The organism is Spiroplasma sp. DGKH1 (genome assembly GCF_040940205.1).
In the GTDB taxonomy this organism is placed as follows: Bacteria; Bacillota_I; Bacilli_A; order Mycoplasmatales; family Mycoplasmataceae; genus Spiroplasma.
The window spans coordinates 171,828-194,037 of the sequence record NZ_JASTWG010000004.1 but is presented as its reverse complement, the minus strand read 5'-3'; the positions used below and the strand labels follow the sequence as shown (position 1 = coordinate 194,037).

19 protein-coding genes and 11 tRNA genes are annotated in these 22,210 nt (G+C 31.9%); 4 read left to right on the top strand and 26 right to left on the bottom strand.

Features of this window, described 5'->3' with window-relative positions; genetic code table 4:
- Positions 1-96: 96 nt before the first annotated feature.
- The 16 genes from QPK10_RS04560 to QPK10_RS04485 all read right to left on the bottom strand — a co-directional run bounded on the left by QPK10_RS04560 (position 97) and on the right by QPK10_RS04485 (position 8,107).
- On the bottom strand, positions 97-1,251 hold the full coding sequence (locus QPK10_RS04560; RefSeq protein ID WP_368486824.1) for a hypothetical protein: 1,155 nt from the start codon (positions 1,249-1,251) through the stop codon (positions 97-99).
- 281 nt (positions 1,252-1,532) lie between these two features.
- Positions 1,533-1,608, bottom strand: a tRNA-Phe gene (locus QPK10_RS04555).
- Between the two features lie 7 nt (positions 1,609-1,615).
- A tRNA-Asp gene (locus tag QPK10_RS04550) sits at positions 1,616-1,691 on the bottom strand.
- A gap of 3 nt (positions 1,692-1,694) precedes the next feature.
- Positions 1,695-1,771 (bottom strand) — tRNA-Met (locus QPK10_RS04545).
- Positions 1,772-1,832: 61 nt separating this feature from the next.
- A tRNA-Ser gene (locus QPK10_RS04540) sits at positions 1,833-1,925 on the bottom strand.
- Between the two features lie 20 nt (positions 1,926-1,945).
- Positions 1,946-2,022 (bottom strand) — tRNA-Ile (locus QPK10_RS04535).
- A gap of 1 nt (position 2,023) precedes the next feature.
- Positions 2,024-2,100: transfer RNA gene (locus QPK10_RS04530), tRNA-Met, on the bottom strand.
- Positions 2,101-2,130: 30 nt separating this feature from the next.
- A tRNA-Ala gene (locus QPK10_RS04525) sits at positions 2,131-2,206 on the bottom strand.
- A gap of 15 nt (positions 2,207-2,221) precedes the next feature.
- Positions 2,222-2,298 (bottom strand) — tRNA-Pro (locus tag QPK10_RS04520).
- Positions 2,299-2,326: 28 nt separating this feature from the next.
- Positions 2,327-2,403 (bottom strand) — tRNA-Arg (locus QPK10_RS04515).
- A 71-nt stretch (positions 2,404-2,474) separates the two neighbouring features.
- Positions 2,475-2,550: transfer RNA gene (locus tag QPK10_RS04510), tRNA-Cys, on the bottom strand.
- A gap of 120 nt (positions 2,551-2,670) precedes the next feature.
- Positions 2,671-4,290, bottom strand: coding sequence for a DAK2 domain-containing protein (locus QPK10_RS04505; RefSeq protein WP_368486823.1), 1,620 nt, complete (start codon positions 4,288-4,290; stop codon positions 2,671-2,673).
- A 98-nt stretch (positions 4,291-4,388) separates the two neighbouring features.
- On the bottom strand, positions 4,389-4,718 hold the full coding sequence (locus QPK10_RS04500; protein WP_368486822.1) for an Asp23/Gls24 family envelope stress response protein: 330 nt from the start codon (positions 4,716-4,718) through the stop codon (positions 4,389-4,391).
- Between the two features lie 351 nt (positions 4,719-5,069).
- A complete protein-coding gene (locus tag QPK10_RS04495; protein ID WP_368486821.1) occupies positions 5,070-5,873 on the bottom strand; it encodes a lipoprotein in 804 nt (267 codons plus the stop codon).
- Positions 5,874-5,891: 18 nt separating this feature from the next.
- Positions 5,892-6,161: a hypothetical protein gene (locus QPK10_RS04490; RefSeq protein ID WP_368486820.1), complete on the bottom strand. Its 270-nt coding sequence runs from the start codon at positions 6,159-6,161 to the stop codon at positions 5,892-5,894.
- A gap of 26 nt (positions 6,162-6,187) precedes the next feature.
- Positions 6,188-8,107: a PTS transporter subunit EIIC gene (locus QPK10_RS04485; protein ID WP_368486819.1), complete on the bottom strand. Its 1,920-nt coding sequence runs from the start codon at positions 8,105-8,107 to the stop codon at positions 6,188-6,190.
- A 294-nt stretch (positions 8,108-8,401) separates the two neighbouring features.
- On the opposite strand from QPK10_RS04485, the gene QPK10_RS04480 reads away from it, so the two are divergent.
- The gene (locus QPK10_RS04480; RefSeq protein WP_368486818.1) at positions 8,402-8,698 is read left to right on the top strand and encodes a hypothetical protein; all 297 of its coding nucleotides are present in this window, start codon (positions 8,402-8,404) and stop codon (positions 8,696-8,698) included.
- A 22-nt stretch (positions 8,699-8,720) separates the two neighbouring features.
- Here QPK10_RS04480 and QPK10_RS04475 read toward each other — a convergent pair whose 3' ends face one another.
- Complete coding sequence (locus tag QPK10_RS04475) at positions 8,721-9,887, bottom strand: SIS domain-containing protein (RefSeq protein WP_368486817.1); 1,167 nt, start codon at positions 9,885-9,887, stop codon at positions 8,721-8,723.
- Positions 9,888-10,100: 213 nt separating this feature from the next.
- Between QPK10_RS04475 and QPK10_RS04470 the strand changes: the two genes are divergently transcribed.
- The 3 genes from QPK10_RS04470 (at position 10,101) to QPK10_RS04460 (ending at position 11,335) form a co-directional block, all read left to right on the top strand.
- Positions 10,101-10,853 carry a DeoR/GlpR family DNA-binding transcription regulator gene (locus QPK10_RS04470; RefSeq protein WP_368486816.1) on the top strand — a complete coding sequence of 251 codons (753 nt, stop codon included), beginning with the start codon at positions 10,101-10,103 and terminating at the stop codon, positions 10,851-10,853.
- A gap of 112 nt (positions 10,854-10,965) precedes the next feature.
- Positions 10,966-11,163 (top strand): 50S ribosomal protein L28, encoded by a 198-nt coding sequence (gene rpmB / locus QPK10_RS04465; protein ID WP_047791754.1) that lies wholly within the window; start codon positions 10,966-10,968, stop codon positions 11,161-11,163.
- 87 nt (positions 11,164-11,250) lie between these two features.
- Positions 11,251-11,335 (top strand) — tRNA-Leu (locus tag QPK10_RS04460).
- A gap of 58 nt (positions 11,336-11,393) precedes the next feature.
- On the opposite strand, the gene QPK10_RS04455 is transcribed toward QPK10_RS04460, so the two are convergent.
- The 9 genes from QPK10_RS04455 to QPK10_RS04415 all read right to left on the bottom strand — a co-directional run bounded on the left by QPK10_RS04455 (position 11,394) and on the right by QPK10_RS04415 (position 22,195).
- Positions 11,394-12,014 (bottom strand): thiamine diphosphokinase, encoded by a 621-nt coding sequence (locus tag QPK10_RS04455; RefSeq protein ID WP_368486815.1) that lies wholly within the window; start codon positions 12,012-12,014, stop codon positions 11,394-11,396.
- Positions 12,014-12,685 carry a ribulose-phosphate 3-epimerase gene (rpe, locus tag QPK10_RS04450; RefSeq protein ID WP_368486814.1) on the bottom strand — a complete coding sequence of 224 codons (672 nt, stop codon included), beginning with the start codon at positions 12,683-12,685 and terminating at the stop codon, positions 12,014-12,016. Before rpe ends, QPK10_RS04455 begins: the two co-directional genes overlap by 1 nt.
- 4 nt (positions 12,686-12,689) lie before the next feature.
- On the bottom strand, positions 12,690-13,571 hold the full coding sequence (rsgA, locus tag QPK10_RS04445; protein ID WP_368486813.1) for a ribosome small subunit-dependent GTPase A: 882 nt from the start codon (positions 13,569-13,571) through the stop codon (positions 12,690-12,692).
- A 5-nt stretch (positions 13,572-13,576) separates the two neighbouring features.
- Complete coding sequence (locus QPK10_RS04440; protein WP_368486812.1) at positions 13,577-14,587, bottom strand: protein kinase; 1,011 nt, start codon at positions 14,585-14,587, stop codon at positions 13,577-13,579.
- 104 nt (positions 14,588-14,691) lie between these two features.
- Positions 14,692-17,067, bottom strand: a complete 2,376-nt coding sequence (locus QPK10_RS04435) for a heavy metal translocating P-type ATPase (protein ID WP_368486811.1) — start codon at positions 17,065-17,067, stop codon at positions 14,692-14,694.
- A gap of 275 nt (positions 17,068-17,342) precedes the next feature.
- Positions 17,343-17,930, bottom strand: a complete 588-nt coding sequence (locus tag QPK10_RS04430) for a hypothetical protein (RefSeq protein WP_368486810.1) — start codon at positions 17,928-17,930, stop codon at positions 17,343-17,345.
- A 209-nt stretch (positions 17,931-18,139) separates the two neighbouring features.
- A complete protein-coding gene (locus tag QPK10_RS04425; RefSeq protein ID WP_368486809.1) occupies positions 18,140-18,898 on the bottom strand; it encodes a PP2C family serine/threonine-protein phosphatase in 759 nt (252 codons plus the stop codon).
- Positions 18,899-18,903: 5 nt separating this feature from the next.
- Positions 18,904-19,941: a 23S rRNA (adenine(2503)-C(2))-methyltransferase RlmN gene (rlmN, locus tag QPK10_RS04420; protein ID WP_368486808.1), complete on the bottom strand. Its 1,038-nt coding sequence runs from the start codon at positions 19,939-19,941 to the stop codon at positions 18,904-18,906.
- Between the two features lie 154 nt (positions 19,942-20,095).
- Positions 20,096-22,195, bottom strand: a complete 2,100-nt coding sequence (locus QPK10_RS04415; RefSeq protein ID WP_368486807.1) for a PTS transporter subunit EIIC — start codon at positions 22,193-22,195, stop codon at positions 20,096-20,098.
- Positions 22,196-22,210 lie beyond the last annotated feature (15 nt).

The following is a 22,210-nucleotide window of genomic DNA, read 5'->3' as shown; positions in this document are numbered from 1 at the left end:
AGGAATGAGTCCTGTTGAATACAGAAAATCATTCCTATAACTTATTTTTAATATGTCTACTTTTCTTGACATATTCAACTTACTATTTTTTTTAATTTATTCGCCACGTGAAGGCTCTGAATTTTTATTTGAAGGTTTATTATTTGCAAGTCCTTTTAATTTTTTTATAATGCCAATTTTTTTGGCTTTAATATTTAAAACTTTCTCCCTATTTTTGTCGTTCATTGTATAGGAAGAATTATTATATAATCTTAAGTAAGTTTTACTTTCATAAAGTGGACCCAAGATATTTTCCACAGAAAAAAGTGAATGTTTTTTGTTTTCAAATTGTTTTAATTTTCTTTCAACATCCCTATAAAAACGCTGAATATCAAGTGTTAATTTATGTTTTATATTTTTAAGTTTTTGATTATATTCTTCTTTTTTTTGAACATCAATTACATCATTTTTTGTTTTTCTGTTTCATTTATCATTTTTATTTATTAAAATTGAATTTTCTATCTTTTCGGCCATTTTTTTAATTTCTTTATCAAGTTTATTCAACTCTTTTTGTTCCAAGGCTTTAATTGATTTTCGCATTATCCCATATTCTTCTAATGATGCATATTTAAAATCTAACAAATTATCCGCTGCTACCTTTTGCAAAACTTCTGCAATAGTTTCAACATGATTATATTTTCGTTGCTTATCCATTAAAAATTTTTTGGTAGCTATTGCAAATTCTTCTGAATCAAATCCAGCATAATATTCTAAATAAATTCTATTTATCTTTCTTTTAATAGCTTCCCTTGCTACTTCAAGATTGTCTTTACCTTTAGCTTCATAATTTTCATTCTCGTAGATTTTCCGAAGCTGTTTTTCAATTTGACTAATAGATTTATCCATTAACCAAATTAACTGATTTTCAATATATTCGCGCTCTGCTAATATCGTCTTGCCTTCTGATTTTTCATTAATTTTATTTGTTATATTGTTAATAACTGTCTCTTTTAAATTTTCAAATGGATTTTCTAGTTGACCGTCAAAATCAGGGGGAGTATTTTCTTTTATAAAAGCTTCATAGCACTTAGATAAATACTTATTAATGTCTTTTTTTATTATAGCATTTCGTGTTGTGTAAAAAGATTGTACATCAGGATTTATTTCATAATATTGTAAGTTTTTTAAGTCAAAATCTAAAGCTCATTTTAAAGTAAGCTCGTGTCTAAAATCCATATATGCTGCTTGCAAATCTTTTTGGTTAATTGGCATAGTTGTGTGTTCTCCTTTTATGTTTTCGTTTCAAATAGTATAAAACCTTAATAAATATAAAAAACACCACCAATACTAATAATATTGCTGGTGTTATCTACACTCAAAATAGCGTTTTTCTAATTCATTTAGTTATTTTATACCACCTAAATAATAGCAAATAAGTTGGTGGTTTTCCAAAAATTATCTTGTGATTTTTAAACAAAAAAAGTGTTAATAAAAATTCAACCTTCTCTTAGTATTTTTCCCAGGTAATATTAAGATAAGATTGAATTTGTTAATGGTGGTTCGGGACGGAATTGAACCGCCGACACTTTGAGCTTCAGTCAAATGCTCTACCAACTGAGCTACCGAACCGTTAAAATGGCGGTCTTGACGGGACTCGAACCCGCGATCTCCTCTGTGACAGAGAGGCATGATAACCACTTCACTACAAGACCATTTGGTTGCGGGGGCAGGATTTGAACCTACGACCTTCGGGTTATGAGCCCGACGAGCTACCAGACTGCTCCACCCCGCGATAAATTCTCCAAGAATAATACTATCATAATTTGGAGGCTAATTTCAAGTAATTTTTAAAATGGCGGAGAATGAGGGATTCGAACCCCCGCGTGGCTTTCACCACCTGGCGGTTTTCAAGACCGCTCCCTTCAACCAGACTTGGGTAATTCTCCACATATTTTTAATAAACAGATGGTGGACCCTACTGGACTTGAACCAGTGACCATCCGGTTATGAGCCGGATGCTCTAACCAACTGAGCTAAGGGTCCATGGTAGCGGGAAAGAGACTTGAACTCTTGACCTCCCGGGTATGAGCCGAGCGCTCTAACCAGCTGAGCTATCCCGCCACATGGATTTGTTGTTATTGTTATTTATTTTGGTGGACCCGAACGGGATCGAACCGTCGACCCCCTGCGTGCAAGGCAGGTGCTCTCCCAGCTGAGCTACGGGCCCAATTTTGACAATAAATGGTCGGAAAGACAGGATTCGAACCTGCGACCCCTCGGTCCCAAACCGAGTGCTCTACCAAGCTAAGCTACTTTCCGATAATTAAGTTATTTAATTTAAAAAAAATGGCACGCCCAGTAGGATTCGAACCCACAACCTTTTGATCCGTAGTCAAACGATCTATCCAATTGATCTATGGGCGCATGTCAAACATATTTATTATATAATAATATTTTATTATTAACAATATTTTCTGATAATTTTGTGGTTAAAATGGAGGCACTAGTCGGACTCGAACCGACGGTCGGGGAGTTGCAGTCCCATGCCTTGGCCAACTTGGCTATAGTGCCGTGTATTATTTAAACCTTTTTTATATTATCATATTATTAAATGTTTTCAAGAAATTATGAAGAAAAAATAGGATTTTAAATAATTTATTATTAAATTATTTAAAATCCTGCATTAGCAAGTTATTCAACAGCAATTAAATATGGATATAACTGTTGTTCACCATTTACAATTTCATATTCAACGTCAAAGTTTTCATCTAAATATTTCTTAATCATATTAATATCTTTGGCTTCGGCATTTTCACCAATAAAAATTGTGACAATTTCAGTTGATTTGGTAATTGTTTTATCAAACAAGTTTTTAATAACTTCACCAATGTTTGGCTTTGAAAACATAATTTTTTTATTAACAATTCCCATATAATCGTTTTTATTAATTTTAACTCCATCAATTGAAGTATTTTTTGCTGATTGCGAAATTGATAAACTAGTAACATTTTTAATGGCATTTTTTAAAGTTGAAAAGTTCTTTTTGGCATGTTCACCATGTTCAAATGATAACGCGGCAACCATTCCCTCCTGAACTGAAGTTGTCGGAACAACATAGACATTTGATTTTTTTTCTAACTTCGCTGCTTGTTGTGCGGCTAAAATAGCATTACTATTATTTGGTAAAATAAAGACATCAACCGCATCAACATCTTCAATTGCTTTTAAATAATCATCTGTTGAGGGGTTCATTGACTGTCCCCCATTAACAACTGCTTGAACATTTAATTCGTTTTTAAAAAACTTAGAAATTCCACTAGCGGGAGAAACAACAATAATTGCTTCTTTATTTTTTAATTTACGTTCAACTTTAATTGTTTTAACATGTTTTTTAGCTTGTAAAGTCATATTGTCAACTTTAATATTACGAAATTCCCCAAATTGTTGCAAGAAAGTAATCACAGTTCCGGGCATTAAAGTATGGACATGGGTTTTTAAAATATCTTGATCCACAACCGCGACAATTGATTTACCCCCTTGTTCCGCTAAGGTTTGTCGAATTTTGGTAACATCAATTTTATTAATATAACTATCATTTAACATTACAATAGTTTCGGTACAATAACCAAACTCTTCTTCTAAATTATCCATAATAATGTTATTTTCTGAACTATCATGTTTCTTTTTCAACTGCGGAACTACTTTTCCAGTTGAAAAATATTCGGTCATTCCTTCAAAGATTTTTACCAAACCAAAACCACCAGAATCAACTACCCCAACTTCTTTTAAAACTGGCAATAATTCCGGGGTATTATTTAAGGAAGCTGTGGAAAATTCAACAATTTTTCCAAAAATATTCGGAACATTCATATCATCGGATACTGAATTAATATTTTCAGCAGTTTCCCGAATAACGGTTAAAATTGTTCCTTCCACGGGTTTCATCACTGCCTTATAAGCAACTTCTTTAGCTTGCATCATTGCGGCTTTAATAGCATCGGATGTTAATAAATCAACACCTTTTAAGCCATTGGCAAATCCTCTAAAAATTTGCGAAAGAATAACTCCGGAATTTCCACGAGCCCCCATAATTAATCCTCTCGCAAATACATCGGCAATTTTACTAATTGAAGTTGAATCAACTTCATTAATTTCTTTGACCGCGTTGGTCATTGTTAGATTCATGTTGGTTCCGGTATCCCCATCCGGGACTGGGAACACATTTAATTTATCAATTTCAGGATAAAAATTATATAAATTATTATATCCACTAATTAATGCCTCTTTAAAAGACTTTGCGTTAAATTCCATTTTTTTCATCACCTTACAAACTTATTTATAACCGCTTATCTTAAGTATAATAATTTGCAATCTAGTTTTTTAAATATCTCTTTTGCTTTAATACATTTTTAGATTAATAAATCTAACACATTGACATTGACAGTAAAGTTACCCGGAAAAATATCCAGTTTTTCTAATTCATACTTAATACGAATTTGAACTTCTTGACTAACATCGCGAATATTAACTTCTTCTAATAAAATTAAGTAAATTTCAATAACATAATCTTTACCATCTTGTTTTAACGTGATTGACTCTGAGTAATTTTTTGTTAACATTGTCACATTTTCTTTTTCACTACTAAAATCACCAATCTTTGCAAAACCAGCGACTCCTGGCACTGTAATAACTGATGCGTAAGCAATATCTGCAATTTGTTCAATACTAACTTTTCCCATAATTAAATCACCTACAAAATTAATCAACATTATTAATTATATCGCGAAAAAATATTAAAGCAATATCTAAATTAATATGTTTCGACAAGGGCTACGATATATCTGCCCCAAAATCTTGCTACTATTTTATCAAATAATTCATTAGTTTTATATTAAAATTTTAACTTTTTTAAAATGTAATTTCATAGTACATTATTTGGTACTAGTAAAAGTATATCATAAAAATAAAAGACTATATAATATAGTCTTTTATAATTAAGTTTAGTTTATTAATGATTTTAAAAATTGGAAGTAATTAATTGAAAGTTTAATAAGTTAATTAGCAGCAAAGAATTTTTAATTATTTTTAAATTAGTTAACAGTTGGTGCAACTGTTGTTAATTTGAGTTCAAAATTACCAGTTGATGTTTGCAAATATTTTTGGTTGGTTCCGGTATAACTAGCACTAACATAGATGGTTGTATTATCCCCTAGTTGTTTTGCGGCAAAGGTTAAATCTTGCGCGGTTAATTCGTGGTGACGATCTTGATCACGGTACAGTTTAATAGTAAATTCTGGTGGATAGGTTTGACCTAATTCATTAATCATTGGAACCAATTGTTGTTGGACACTAGTAACTAAACTAGCAATTTTAGTATCATCATAGACTTGTCCATATAATAAAGTATCACTTAAAGAGACTGTAGTGTTCGCCAAGTCAATTGCTTTGACACTGGGGGTAATTTGTAAAAAGGGTGTTTCCCCTGTTACTAAATCGGATAATAAATGGGCTTTATCACTATTAACACGTAATTTGGTATAAAAACTTGTGCCATTATCAATATTTTTTAAAATAGCTGGCTTATCAAGTAAGTTTTCATAATCCGTAGTTCCCTTATTACTACTATAAAATAAAGTTTCCACTCATTTTTCATCCCGGATTTTTTTATTTAATTTATTATTGGAAATTACATCTCATAAAAAATCCACTAAGTTATTAAATGAGACTACGCTAAATTTATCGGTTGGGTGTTGCGAGTTAATTTTTTGTTCAAACATTGCTTGGGTGTACGATGATAAATCAACGGCACTACTTTTTTCATTACAAGCAATAATACTACTAGTTGTGGTTGCTGTTAAAGTTAACGCACTAAATAAAGCTAAAAGTCGTTTCATTATGAATCTTCCTTCCTATTAATGCATTTTAATTAAAGCAATGATGGCACTAAAAAGACCACATGCTCAAATTGTTGCAAAAATCGCAAAAACATTTATTTTTAGAAAGCGGAATATTGATTCATGACCAACATATTCTAATTTTTTCTTTTGTTTACGATTTCACCAAATATGTAATCCCACAAAAAGCATTAACATGGCGCCAAAAACACCAATTCCAATATATGAATATTCTAAAACTTGGTTTGTTAAATTAGTTTCACTAAATAATAATAGGCTCTGAATCATTGTCTCGTTCCTCTCTAAATTTTATCCTATAATGGTCCGACTAAATCCCGAACCCGATTAGCAACATGTTCCACATCAGTTCCAATAACTAGTTGTAATCCTTCATTCCCAATCCGAATAATTCCAAAAATTCCTGATGCTTTTAATTTTGCATCATCAATATTAGTTTTATTATCCTTTACAATTAACCGCAATCGTGTGGCACAGTTCTCAATGATTTTAAAATTATCTTTTCCAACAACATCAACAATTGTTTGTGCCATTTGTTGATATTTATTCGCCAATTCAGTTCGTTTAGCTTTTCCTTTTAATTTAACCCCAGTTTGCGCTTGGGTTTGGGCAATCATTTGTAAATCTGCTTGGTTTTCAGCTTGGACTGTTGTTGCTTGGCTAGCATTGATATTATCACCACTAGTTCCGGTTGGCTGACCAGTTGTATTGTCATTCAATTCTCGACCAGGGGTAGGAATATTCATTTTTTTAATTAATCAATATCAAATAAAATAATAAATAACTCCCATTACCATTGAAATTGGAAAGACTCATAACGGGTTAGCGGCAATCCGTGCTCCCACACTATCATGTTGGAGTGACATAATTCATGATTTCGGAACTGAAATTAAGTAATCAATTAACCCCGCACTAAAACCAAATCCTAACCGAATTCCCATTCCCACGACAACCGCCGCGAAAATAGCTGTTAAGACCGCATGAATTACCAATAATAATGGTGATAAAAAGATCCAGATAAACACTAGTGGTTCATCAATTCCAGTTAAGAACGAAACAAGAGCCACCCCTCCAATAAAGGTAGCAACTTCTCGGCGTCGTGATTTATGCGCAGTCATAATCATTGCTAACCCAGTGGCGGGAATTCCACCAAAGAATACTGGAAAGAATCCCGATTGGAAAATTCCCGATGTTTCAATTCCAGCACTATAGGCATTAATATCACCAAAAACAATATAATTGCCATTACCTAAATTAATAATATTAGCAATATTATCAGGATTAATTCCCGGTAATAATGGACCTTCAATTGGTAATTGGAACCATAAGAAAGTGTTAATAATATGATGGGCACCAAATGGTTGTAATAACCGGTTAATAAAGGCATAAACAAATGCTCCCCCGGCGGAAGCCGCATTTCCTGAGGAAATTGCTTTCCCAATAATAATTAAGACATATTGGATTCATGGTCAAACTGCCGCAAAAATAAAGGCTAAAAAGAATGAAGACACGACCGCTACCATCGGTACAAATCTTCGACCTCCAAAGAACGCTAACGCTTGGGGTAATTGAATATCTTTAAAGCGATTATATCAAAAAGCAGCTAATGCCCCACAAGTAATTCCTCCCACAACTCCTGTATCAAGAACATAACTACCACTGTTAACCAAATCACCAGGATTTGAAGAACGGGGATCTTGAAAGGGTGAGGGAATATATAATAACTGACTAAAATTATGGGGCACCAGGGCATTGGGATCAGCAGTCGGGCTGGCAAAACCATGAAATGTTAACACATTTTGGTAAAATAGGGATGGAATCATATTTTCCCCCGTCATCATGACTAAGATAAAATAAGAAATCCCGCCACATAATGCCGCTTCACCCCGGTAATCTTTGGCAAGGCCAAAGGCAACCCCAATTCCAAAAATAATCGCAATATTATTAAAAACAGCCGCTCCGGGTGCCATGATGAATTGACCAATTCATCAAATTCAGGAATCTTTAACGATTCCAATTGTTGGATCAGATAATAACGTTCCAATCCGATTCATCAATGCAGCAATCGGCAATACAGCAATCGGAAACATTAAAGATTTTCCTAGTCGTTGCAATGCCACTCCTGATTGTTTAATTTTAGAATTGAACCTTGTCTTGAAGCCATTTTTTGACTTCGCGGATGGTCCAGTTCCTTGTTTTGAAAGTATCGAAGGCATTTTACTACCCTCCTTCCCATTAGTTTAGTGGCAAATAATCTTACATAAATAAACTTATATACCCTTAACATTAAGATACTTAATCTTGCTAATTAACCTATTTGCTTAAACAAGAATGGAAAACTTCTCATTAAACTTCTGTTGGTGAGATTTTATAATCTCACTTTATTTATACTACTTTTTTATATAATTATCTATATAAAAGTATAATTTTATATATATTTAATATATTTTCATACATTTTTTCTAGAATGTGCGATAATAATCTTGAGATAATAAAATGAGGTTTTTAAAATGAAAAAGAAAAAAATCATTGAATATAGTTTCCTAGCGTTCTTTATCGCCATGTTTATTAGTGGCGTGGTGGTTTATTTAGTATGCGGCCGAGAACGCGTTGATATTTTTGCCCTCTTTGTGGGAATAAGTTCATTATATTTTGTCTTTTATTTAACTTATTTATTCTTAAAAATTAAGAAAAATGATTTAAAAAAAGAACTCTACACTGGTTTAATTGAACCTTACCAAAAAAGATTTGGCCAAGTGAAAAGAAAAAAACATTCGCAGCAGAAAGATGATGATAATAAAAAATAACAGGGAAAAAATCTTTTCCCTGTTATTTATTTTGGTATGGATAGATTGTGACTCCTTTAACAACCCGGTTAACCTCACCAGTGGGACACGGATTATCTGGGGATTTGTTTAACCAAATTGCTTTATAAACAGCATAAATTTGGGCACGGACGATATAGCTTAATCCCGCAACAATATCTTTCGTTTCGGATGAACTATCATTTGTTAAATAGTAATGACAATATTTAGTAACATTATTATCATTTAAATGATCAATCACCACAATTGTTTTGGCAACCTGATCATGGGCAATTTCTTTTAATAAATCTAAATCATATTGACGAGTATAAGGATTTTGACTTAAAAAAAAGACAATTAAACTCTCGTTATTAACAACTGATTTAGGACCATGGCGAAAACCGAGACTTGAATTAAAAAAGGTTGTAACTTCCCCAGCAGATAACTCCAAAACTTTTAAGTGGGCTTCTTGGGCATATCCTTTTAAAATATTTGACCCTAAAAAGATAATCCGTTGGTGATCTTCCTGAGCAATTTTTTTAATTATTTGATAATCATTATTAATAACATTGTCGACAATATTGATGATGTTATTAATTTCTTGCGCAAGGTGGTCGCTATTATCATCTTTAGTTAATGCTACTAAACAATATAATAACATTGAAGTGAAACTTGAAGTCATCGCAAACGATTTATCATTTGTCGCCTCTGGTAATAAGAGCACCAAAGATTTGTGATCATCATGATTTTTAACTGCCAATTGGCCTTCTTTGTTACAGATAATAATAATTTGCACTAAATCACTGATTAATTGTTTAGCATATTCAACGGTAGCTTGCGATTCTGGTGAATTACCCGATCGTGCAAATGAAATTAATACTGTTGGTTGGTCATTTTTAAAATATAACCCGGGATTCGAAACAATATCGGTAGTTGCAATACTAACCGCATCCAACCCCTGGGTTTTTAAATATTCAAATAAAACATTCCCCACAAATTCACTTGTTCCAGCCCCCACTAAAATATACTTATATGGTTTATTTTGTAATTGGGTTTGGAAAGTTTTAATTTGATCAGCTAAACCATTGTATAACTTTAAAACTTCCCGCCACATTTTGGGTTGTTGGGCAATTTCATTAATCGTAAATTCTGCTTTTAAATTATTAATTTCATCTCTTGAAAAACCTAACATAATAATCCCTCCTTATAACTAATAAATATTATATATCAAAATATATATTTTTGTATATTTTTTTATAATTTATAATAATTTATAATAAAATTATTAGGTAATAAATTATGATTAATATCACATATTAATTAATTTATAAAATATCAATATTAACAATAAATCTTAATTTGATATATTATATAATGACATTAGAAGAAAAAAAGAGGGATTACAATGTATAAAGTCGAGCGTCAAAAACTATTATTAAATTTTTTACAAACAAAAGAGATGTTTAATATGAATGAAATTATGGAATTTGTAAAACCTTACCATATTAAATATGTTTTATTACGACGAGATTTACAAGAATTGGCAGCCAAAAATTATATTACATTATCATACGGAGTTGTGAAATGAAATAATAAAGTTAGCGTTGAAGATACTTCCCGCTTGGAAAAATTAAATATTAATTATGAAGCAAAGAAAATAATTGCAAAAACTGCCCAACAATTAATTGATGATAAAGATGTTATTTTTGTTGGTGCTGGTACTACTTGTGAAGAGTTTGTCCGCCAAATTACTAAATATGTTAAAATTATTACTAATTCTAAATTTGTATATGAAGAAGCCCTTAAAAATGAGCACATTGCAGATGCTGTTTTACTGGGTGGACGTTTACGTGAACGGTCAGGTGCTTTTATTGGTACTTTTACTGAAAAAGCTTTAGAAATTGAGACTTTTTATAAAGCTTTCATTTCGGTAACAAATGTTGATATGGAGGGAAAATTATATAATAACAACGAAACCGAAGCTAGTTTAGAAACAAAAGTACTAGATATGGCTAGTATTTCTTATATTATTTCAGATAGTAGTAAATTTAATTCAATTGGTTTTTTTGATTTTTATCATGCGAAAGACATTGACTATTTTGTCTGTGAAAAACTTCCCGAGATTAGTGCGGAATTTAAAAATAAGTTTATTATTTAAATTTAATAGAAGAAATAAAAGTAAACTAGTTAAATCACTTAAAAGTTCCTAAAATATACTTGCTTTTATTTTCATTTTTGTTTATTATTTTATAGTATGAAGAGGTGATAAAATGTCAAGAAAATGTGATATCTCAGGAACAAGAGCATTATCAGGAAATAAAAGATCACACGCAATGAATGCTTCTCGTCGTAAATGAAATGTAAACTTACAAAAAGTAAGAATTGTTGTTGATGGAGAATTAAAAACATTACGTGTCTCAGCAAGAACTTTAAAAACATTAAAACGTAAAGGGCAAATTGCACAATAATTATAATTCTCTTAATTAAATTAAGAGTTTTTTTGTGTTAATTATTTTTTTTATCTTAAAAATAAGGTAAAATAACTATGGTAACTTGCCCATGTGGCGGAATTGGCAGACGCAGTAGACTCAAAATCTACCGAAGAAATTCGTATCGGTTCGACCCCGATCATGGGTACCATTAAAAATTTAATTTGTTAACAACAAAAGGTTATTTATTAAAATAATAAATAACCTTTTTATTTAGTATAAATAACAATTACAGTTCCGGATAATACTTCAATTTCTCCTGGTTGATCATAAATGAATTCATTACTAATTGCATTAGCGGATAATGCTGTCATTTCAAAGTCTTGGACATTATATTTCATCTTGGCAATATTTACTTTCGCAGGAGTTAAACTAATGAAAGATAAGTAACGATACCCTGGTTGGGGGATTACCACATTTACTTGATGGGGTTTTAATAAATAACAATAATTATCGTCGTTTAACCATTTAACATTATATTGAGCAATAAAACCAAAAGAAGCTAATTGCATATCAACGCGAGGTCCCTGGGTAATTAAAATAATTTCGGCTGGTTGTAACTTTAAGGCTTCAGTAATTGCTAATTCAGCATCAATTTCATTCTTAATAGCTGACACTTTGACTAATTTATTAGTATTTTTGATAACTGTTTGGTATTCTGCCGGGGACAATGAATCAAAGTCCCCACAAGCTAAATCAATGGTTAACTTATGATTTAAGAGGGCCAAACAACCCCGTTCCACCCCAATGTGGTAATAATCAGCATACTGGGTTAAATCAAGGTTGGTTTGTGAACAAACAATTAGAACTTTAACTTGCTGGTCACTCATTATTTTAATAGTCCTTGTAATCTTGTTTGTAAATCAGAATGACCAAATAAATAACTACCTGCTACTAGCACATCAACCCCATAATCTTTACAAATTTTGGCAGTTTGTTCATTAATCCCCCCATCAACTTCAATTAAAGTTGATAAATGATGAGCATCAAGATAATCACGTAATTCTTTAATTTTATAAGCACTATCCGCCATAAATGATTGTCCACCAAACCCGGGTTCAACTGTCATTACTAAAATAACATCAAGATTGGGTAAAAATTTTAAAATCTCAGCACTTGGAGTGCCTGGTTTAATGGCTAACCCTATCTTAATTGGATATTTATTTTTTAAACTTAAAAATTCGGTTAATTGTTGAGCAGTTAATGCTTCATAATGTAATGTTATTGAATTAGCTTTTGCTTTGATGAATGGTAGTAAATATTCTTCCACCGATGAATTTTTAATCTTGACCATTAAATGGCAATCAATAAATAAATCACTATAACTAGTAATATCACTTAAGATTTTGGGACCAAATGTTAAATTAGGTACAAAATCACCATCCATTACATCAAAATGGATTCATTTGGCTCCCGCCCTCGCAATTGCGGTTAAATCACTTTTCAAATCTAGATAATTAGCACTCAAAACACTTGGGGCAATAATATATTCTTTTGGCATTCTGTTAACCTCTTTCTAATTCTCCTAAAATTTTTAAATAATCTTGGTAAAAAAACATTGGAATCTGGTGGTTTTCAACTAGTTCTTTAATTTTACAACCAGGTTCTTGGTCATGTAAACATCCCCGAAATTTACATTCACTACTATACTTAGCAAAGTTTTGATAGGAAATTGCTAAATCTTTTTTGGTAAAACCTTTAATATCAAACGAAGAAAAACCGGGACTATCAGCAATCATTCCTCCTAACACATCATATAATTCCGTGGTGGTAGTGGTATGTTTTCCCCGACCCAAAGCTTTCGAAATTGATTGGGTCTTGATAATATCCTCATTTAACAAACTATTTAAAGTAGAAGATTTCCCACTTCCGGTTTGACCAGTAAAAACCGAAATTTTATTAGCCAGTAACTTTTCAAAGTTAGCTCATGCAACGGGGTCAAGAACTTTATTACTAATAAAACAAGTTTGGTAACCTAATTTGGCATAGCAATTAAGGTATGATTCATAAATGGGATCAGTTGGCACCACCAAATCTTTTTTGGTAAAAACAATAATTGGGGTTAAATCCTTATATTCAATTAAGGCTAAATATTTATCTAATAAATAAGAATTGAAATCAGGTTCTTTAATTGCACAAATAATAATAACCTGGTCAATATTAGCAATTTTTGGCCGGTACAATTCATTTTTCCGGGCAGTAATTTCAATAATAATTCCCTTTTCATTTGGCTGGACTTCAATTTTAACCTTATCACCAACAATCGGAACTAACTTTTGGTGACGAAAAATCCCCTTAGCTTTACACTCATAAATTACACTATCATTTTTAACCTTTACATAACAAAATTCACTAATTAATTTAACAATAATACCTTGTTTTTGCATTGTAACTATAACAGAAATGATAGTAATAACCCAATAATTAGTAATAATAACCCAATAATGGCAAAAGTAATAATTAAGTTAGTATTTAAAACTTTGGGAATCGCTAGATAACGGTCGCGAACCCTAACTCGTTTTCCTTTAATTTCAATGACATTTCGAAAATGTAATGGTTTATCTGCTTGGTGGGCAGGAGTTAAAATTGCGGTTAAGTCGTGGTTAAACTGCTCAACTGTTTGGTAGCGTTCAAGAGGATCTTTAGCAATGGCTTTTAAAATAACATTTTCTAAGCTTTGGGGCATTTGCGGATCAATTAATCGCGGTGGTAAGGGTAACTCTTTGACATGTTTAACTGCTACTAACGTCGGACTTTTCCCCACAAACGGTGCCGTACCAATTGCTAGTTCATATAACATAATCCCCAAGGCATAAATATCACTTTTTTTGGTGGCTGGTTTGGACTGGACAATTTCGGGAGCCATATATTTTGAGGTCCCAATAATTTTATTATTTTCTAAATCTTCACTATTATTATCTAAAATAGCCACCCCAAAATCAGCAACTTTAATCTTTCCATCATAAGAAATTAAAATATTTTCGGGTTTAATATCACGATGAATAATATCATTGCGGTGAGCCTCGATGATTGCTAAATTAATATCCTGAAAAAAATAAATTAATTCGTGTAAAGTACAAGGTCCTAAGGTTAATAAGCGGTCTTTCAGGGTGTAACCCTTGACTAGTTCTAAAACAATACACTGACGATCATAAACTTCAAATGTTCCATAAACCTTCACCACATTATTATGCGAAAACTGCGCAATAGAATTATATTCTTTGTTAAAACGATAAACAGCTTCCTTATTTTTTGACAAACTAACTGACATTATTTTAATTGCCACGTTACGTTTTAAAATATTATCATAGGCTTCAAAAACTTCGGCCATTCCCCCATCGGCAATCTTGCCAATAATTTCATAACGATTATGTAAAATTGTTCCACTTGTAATTTGTTCCATTACCTCACCCTTTAAATTAATAATTTAAACTCATAAATATCATAACATATAATAAAAATAAGAAAAATAAAGTTTTAATTAACAACTAATTAAAACTTTATTTTTTATTTAGCATAATCAATTTTAACAAGATTAAATACTAATGAATTTAAAAGGACAGTTAGGTTACTTGCCCCCATTGTAATTGCACTAATCATGGGGGGAATAATACCGGCCATTGCTAAGGGTAACATAATAATATTATAACCAAAGGCTCAGGCAAAGTTTGACCAAATTATTTTACGGGTTACTTTGGTACTAGTAAATGCTTTATAAATATTTAGAATATCTGGTTTAATAATGGTAATATCACTAGCCTGAATTGCTACTTCACTACCCTGACTCATTGAAATGGCAAAATCCGATTGTTTTAAAGCAACAACATCATTAATTCCATCCCCCACATAAGCAACCACTTTATTTTGGTGTTGAATTTCTTCAATAATTTTTGCTTTGTCGAGTGGACTAACATTGGCATGATAATTTTCAATTCCCACTTCATCAGCAATTCTTTTGGTTGCCACAATGTCATCCCCACTGATCATATAAACGGCAATGTTCATTTTTTTAAACTTCGCAATTGTTGATTTAGCATTTAAACGAATTGTATCAGTTAAAATAATAATATTTTCAATGTTATTATTAATCACTAAGGCAATTAATGTTGCTGATTCATGGGGATACGTTGCTAGTTCATTTTTTAATTCATCAGCAATTTTAAATTTTTGGATTGCTTTTTGATAGGAAATTAAAGTTAATTCTTTATTTTCAAAATTAGCACTAACTCCTTTCCCTGGTTGTTCTGAAAAATTAGTCAATTTTAAATTTGGTTGCTGATCTGAAATTGCTTTAATAATACTTTTGGCAATTGGGTGGTTTGATAATAATTCTAAATTATAAATATAGGGATAATTTTTACGATCCCCTAAAATCTTACTTACTGTTAATTCACCAGTGGTAATTGTCCCAGTTTTATCAAAAGCAATGGCATCAATTTTTGTAATTTTTTCAAACACCTGGGCATTATTAAAGATAATCCCCTCTTTGACTGCTTTACTAGTTCCGATTGCCGTTGCTAAAGGGGTCGCAATTCCTAACGCACAGGGACAAGCAATAATAATTACCGCAATCGCAATATTAATGGCGTGTGAAACATTATTAACATCTACATAAAAATACTGAATTAAGAAGGCAATGGCGGCTAAAATAAAAACTGAGGGGGTGAATCATTGCGAAATTTTATCCGCAATTTTTTGTACCCGGGGTTTTTGAGCTTGGATTGCTGCTACTTTATCTAAAATATTAGCTAAGACAGTATCATTTCCTACTTTCAATGCTTCCATGTAAAAGGGGTTCCCTTCATTAATAGTTCCCCCAATTACAGGATCATTAACCGTTTTTTCAATAATATTGCTTTCGCCGGTTAACATAACTTCATTAATATAAGCAACTCCTTGGTTAACCTTCCCATCAACAGGAATCTTATCTCCTTTTTTAACAAGAAGGAGATCACCAATATTAATATCTTTAATATTAACTTCTTTAACAGTTTGATAATTATTAGTTACTAAATTAGCTGTCATTACTTGTAATGATAAAATATCTTTCATTCCCGATGTTACTTTATGTTGAACCGAAGCATTAATGGTGTCACCAATTAATAAAATTGTAATAATGGCCGCGGCGGTTTCAAAAAACAAGTGATAATGGTTGGGATTATCAAAAACTAAATAAATACTATAAGCATAAGCAATTAATGAACCAATTCCAATTAACGTATACATTCCGATTGTTCTTCATCGAAATAATTCATTAAACATACTTTTATAATAGTAAAAACCTGGATAAACTAGCACCACTGTTGTTCCTACTCATTGAAACCATTTATTACTTAAATAAGTTAACGGATAAACATTGATCATCCCCAACATTAGCGCACAGGTAATTACACAGCCAACTAACAATTTAATTAAATTAGCTACTGATCTTTTATTTCAATCTTTAACTTTGGCAGGAATATAAAAATCTTGCATGTGCATTAAATGATTGTGATGTTCGTGGTGACCATGGTGATGATGTTCACCATCAGAATTAGCCATCATCATATGTCCTGAATGCGAACCAGACATTGGATCCTCATGGTGATGATCAGGCCCATGATGTTCTTCATGTTGATGCTGGTGCTCTGGTTCTGTTTTATCCATCATCATATGTTCTGAATGAGCATTTGCCATCTGGCTGTCATGTTGGTGATCCATATTGTGGTGATGTTCTTCTGAATTATGATGAAGATGCTGATGCTCTTCTGTTGGTGAATGGTGATGACTGTGGTCATCTGCGATTAAAGGATCATCATTCAACTTATTCATCATATTTTTATGCTCTAAAGGAGGATGCTCTTCTTTAGGAAGATGGTTAGTTTGCTCTTTTTTGTTTTTCATATTAATCTCCTCTTACTAATTATTATTAAAAATATTTTAAATTTTTAATAAAAAAATCATATATTTTTATTATATGAGAAATTGGAAAGTTTAGCAATATAACATTATTTAACTACATTTGATTATATTAAAATTAAAATATTTTAAAATGCTTACTCTTATTATTTCACAAAAAAAGGCATACAATAAATAATTTTATCTACCTTTGTATGTCTTTTAAACCATATCGAAAACTATATCTTGCAATTATTTACATTAAATTTATTACTTATTAATTACATAAATGTAATACTTTTAATGTTAACAACAGATATAACTTGTGATCAATAATATGATTCTCCACCAGCTTTAACCCATGCTACAACTTGAAAATGAAGACCATCAATAGCAGCTTGGGTATATATGTAAGTTTCTCCTGCTGTGTCTCCAACACTTGTTGGACCAAAATCTTCATATAAAAATTGAGTTTTTATTTTCTCACTTGTTGGTTTAAAACCTGAACTCAAATTTATTGTATATGACTGAAGATCTTGTCTTATATATGAACTGTCATCAGATCCGTATTTAAAATATAAATAGCAGTCTTGAAAATTTAATTTTACCTTTGAATAATTTTTAATAAATTCTTCATATTTCATCCCTAACTGATTTCATGAAACTACAAATACTTCTGACGCCATATCCTTAGAATCTATTGTTAAACTAAAAGCTCACATGCTTTCTTCTGCTTTTAGTATACCATTAGGAGAAAAAGTTAACTCACTATGATCAATATTTTCTTGCTGACTTAGCAAATTTGTTGATACTGCTGCGGGAGTTACTCCTAGACCTACTGCTCCCATAATGCTTAATAACGTTTTCATAAAATTTCCTCTCGTTTCTACTTCCCACCGTAAAAACCCTTAACACAATAAAATAAATATAAATGTTCCCGTATAATTAATAGTTTTTAAATTATTTTCTAAAAACTATCCAATTTCATTTCACACCAAATGAATAAAAAAATTAAAAATTTTTAAAAATTTTTTCCATTTTAAGATATAAAATTTAGGCAACAAAGTAAGGATAAAAACTAACTAATTTCAAAAATCAACCCCGTTAAATTATCGGTTGACAAATTTTCTAAAGCCCGATCAATTAAAATTTTAACTTTATCATTTAGTTTATTATTTGAAGTTAAGGCATCAATAAAATCATATTCATCAACATAGTCATGAATACCATCAGTTGTTAAGATATAGGTTCCCATAATGTCTTCAATAACATATGTATCAATTTTTAAAGTTTTGGTTGGTCCTAAGGCACTGGTTAAAACTTTTCAAAAAGTATTAGTATTATATTGTTTTTTATATTGACCTTGAAATTCTAATTCTTGTTTATCTTTTAATTCGGTTGAATTTCACATATTTTGGTCGGTTGTAATTTGATAAATTTTATTATGATGTAATTTATATAAACGTGAATCACCAACATTAACCACATAGACCTTTTGGTTGGCAATTAAGGCCGCTACTAAAGTAGTCCCCATATCACTAGTATCGGGATTAATTTTAGCATAGTTAACCATCTCTTCTTGAATACTAATGACAGTTTTTCGCAACCACTGGTTAACTTCTTCATCATTTCAGCCAGAAAAATTAACATTTTGGAAATGATTAACTAAACTATTAACCACCAGTTGACTGGCAACTTCGCCATGCAAGTGACCACCCATCCCATCACAAACAACTGCTAAATAATTATTATAATTATTTGTGGCAAATTCAAAATAATCCTGGTTGTTGCTTCGATAAGAACCAACATCTGTTTTATAACCAAATCTAATATTCATAATAATTACCGTCTTATAATCCCTTCGTTTTTAGCACGTAATTGTCCACAGGCCGCATCAATATCGTGACCAAATTCCCGACGAACAATACAATTAATTTTATGTTTTTGTAAAGTATCAAAAAATTCATTAATATGCGTACTACGTTCATAAGGATTTTCTTCAACTTTATTATAAGGAATTAAATTAACATAGGCGTTCATTCCCTTGATTAAGTTAGCTAACTCTTTAGCATTTTCTATACTGTCATTAACATCATTTATTAAAATATATTCAAAAGTAACCCGGCGGTTAGTTTTTGCTAAATAATATTTAACAGCTTCCATTAATTTGGCAATCGGAAACGCTTTATTAATTGGCATTAATTGATTACGAATTTCATCATTTGGAGCATGTAATGAAATTGCTAAATTAACTTGGGTTTGTAAATTTGCAAACGCAATAATTTTAGGAACTAACCCACAGGTCGAAATTGTAATGTGGCGGGCTCCAATTTGATAACCTTTTGGTTCATTCACAATATTGACAAAATTAATCACATTTTCAAAATTATCAAAGGGTTCACCAATCCCCATTACTACTAAGTGGCTTACCCGTTCATGCGAAGCTTGTAAATAATTATTAACCATCACCACTTGGGTCACAATTTCTGCGGTAGTTAAATTACGAGTTTTTTTCAATAAACCCGAAGCACAAAAACCACATCCCATATTACATCCAACTTGGGTTGTGACACAAACCGAATTTCCATAACTTTGGCGCATTAAAACGGTTTCAATTTTAAAACCATCCGGTAATTTAAATAAAAACTTCACGGTTCCATCTTTTGAAACTTGTTGGGTTACAATTTCAAAAAAGTTAATTTGATAAATTGTTTTTAATTTATCCCGGTCACTTTTTGAAATATTTGTCATTTCGTCAAAAGAATAAATATTTTTGCCATATATTCAATCATACAACTGTCGCGCTAAATATTTTTTAAAACCCTTTGCCACTAAATCATCTTGTAACTGCTGCTCTGTAAAATTAAAAATTGATTCCATTAATGCCACTCCAATTATCTTTCTTTTATTTTATCATATTTTAACCTATTATTTAATGTGAAGGTTCCACAAATAGTTTTTCAGCTCTTTTATTTTAACAAAAAAATATTCATTCTTCCAAAACAGAATGAATATTTGTTGTTATTTACAGAAATTATTTAGGTTGTGGTTTTTGTTCACGCATCTCTTTTAATAATTCTTGCATATATGGTTTAATAACTTCTTGTTCCCCCCCATATACACATTGAACTGAGGTTCCGCGAATTAAAACGCCAGCACAACCACCTAAGGCTTTGATTCCTTCGGGATCAACTTTTGTATTATCAACAACTGTTAATCGTAATCGTGAAGCACATGAATCAACACCAGTGATATTAGCTTCGCCCCCTAAAAATTCAATAATTTTGCGGGCTTTTTCACGTTTAGCATCATCACCTTTGCCAGCGGCGGCTAACACAACTTGGGCATCTTTATCTTTTCCGGCTTGTTTTGCTTTAAAGTCTGCTTTGGTATATAATTTATCAACTGCTCCTTCACGACCTGGCAAGGCAATTTTTCCATATTTAATTGCAAAGTAGAAGGCAAAGAAGTAAACGGGGATAAAGATGGCTCCTACTCATAATATATGGTAGAAGTTAGTTCCTTTTCCACTAATAAATGGAATAATACCAAAGACAATAAAGTCAATGAATCCTCCTGACACCGTCATTGAAGTGTGGACATGTAGTAATCCCATTAGCATAAATGAGATTGCACATAATGGCATGTGGACACCATAGAATAACCATGGCGCTACAAATAAGAAGGTAAATTCAATTGGTTCTGTAATTCCGGTTAAGAAACATGTAAAGGCTGCTGAGAAATAAATCCCCATCACTTTTTTACGGTTTTCTTTGGGAACCGCAAACCACATTGCTGCAGCAGCGGCTGGTAATCCAAACATCATGAATGGGAATTTACCAGATTGGAAACGTCCAAGGTTTAATCCTAAATCTTGAATTTGGGTAAAAGTTACCCAGGGATCAGCAATAATTTTATACATAATTGTTTGATCTCCAACTGCCGCAATGGTATTTGGATTTAAGTGTGATACTCAAGCGGCAACTAAAACTTGTGCTTGATCACTTGTAATGGTACTCATGTCAAATTTAGGAAGTGTGACCCCCCCCACTGTTAACCCATTGATTTGGGCTAAGAAATCTTTATAATCCAATGGATTATTCATAACACTATTAATTAAATCTGGCATTGAACCACCAGCTTGAGTTCATCATAATGGTGAATAGAACACATGGTGTAGTCCAAAAGGTACTAATGAACGTTCAAAAATCTCAAAAATTAATGAGTCTAACCCCACTGGTAATTTTCCAGAGTTGTTACCAAACCAAGCTAAGGCTGTTCCAATTAACGGCCAGATAAACATAAAAATAAAGGCCAACGGGATAACCGCCATAAAAGTAATAATTGGAACTAATTTTGATCCACTAAAGAAACTTAAAGCGGAAGGTAATTGGGTTTTGTGGAAATGATTATATGCTCAGGCGGCAACCGCCCCCACAAAAATTCCTCCAAACACCCCAGTGTTTAATGAATTAATCCCTAAATTAGCGGTTGTTAATTTATTTTGAACCGCTCAGGTTGAACCATAATAGAATAATAATCCGTATGAATCAACTTGGGTACTACTTGCATGAATAACTAAATGATCAGCATTTTTAACTAATTGACTATAAGAATCACTGCTCCGCATTCAGTCTAATAACTGGGTAGGATCCATTAAGGATGGATTGCGCAAGGAATCGGTATTAACAATCAATCCCGAGAAAATTGCTTTGCCATCAGCCCCAATGATATCAACAGTATATTGATAATGTGAATATTCATTGTGCAAGAAGGCAAATTGAATTGCATTGAAAACTAAAAATCCAATCACCGCTGTTAAGGCGGCAACTCCGGCGTCTTCAGTATATGCCATCGCTACTGAAATCGCAAATAAGACTGGTAAGTTACCAAAAGCAATGTTACCCATTTGGTTTAAAAAGTTACCAAAATATCATGCCCCACTATTAGCATCAACTTTTGAAGTAATAGTTGCTCCGACACCAAGAAAAATCCCGGCAATTGGCAAGAGCGCAATCGGTAGTAAAAAGGCTTTACTTAATTTACTTAGGGTCCCCATTGTCCGCTGGTTTGATTGTTTCCACCAAGCACGCGAGACAAATGGTTTTAACTTTTTTTGTTTGACTTCACTCATCGTCAAGTTTTCCTT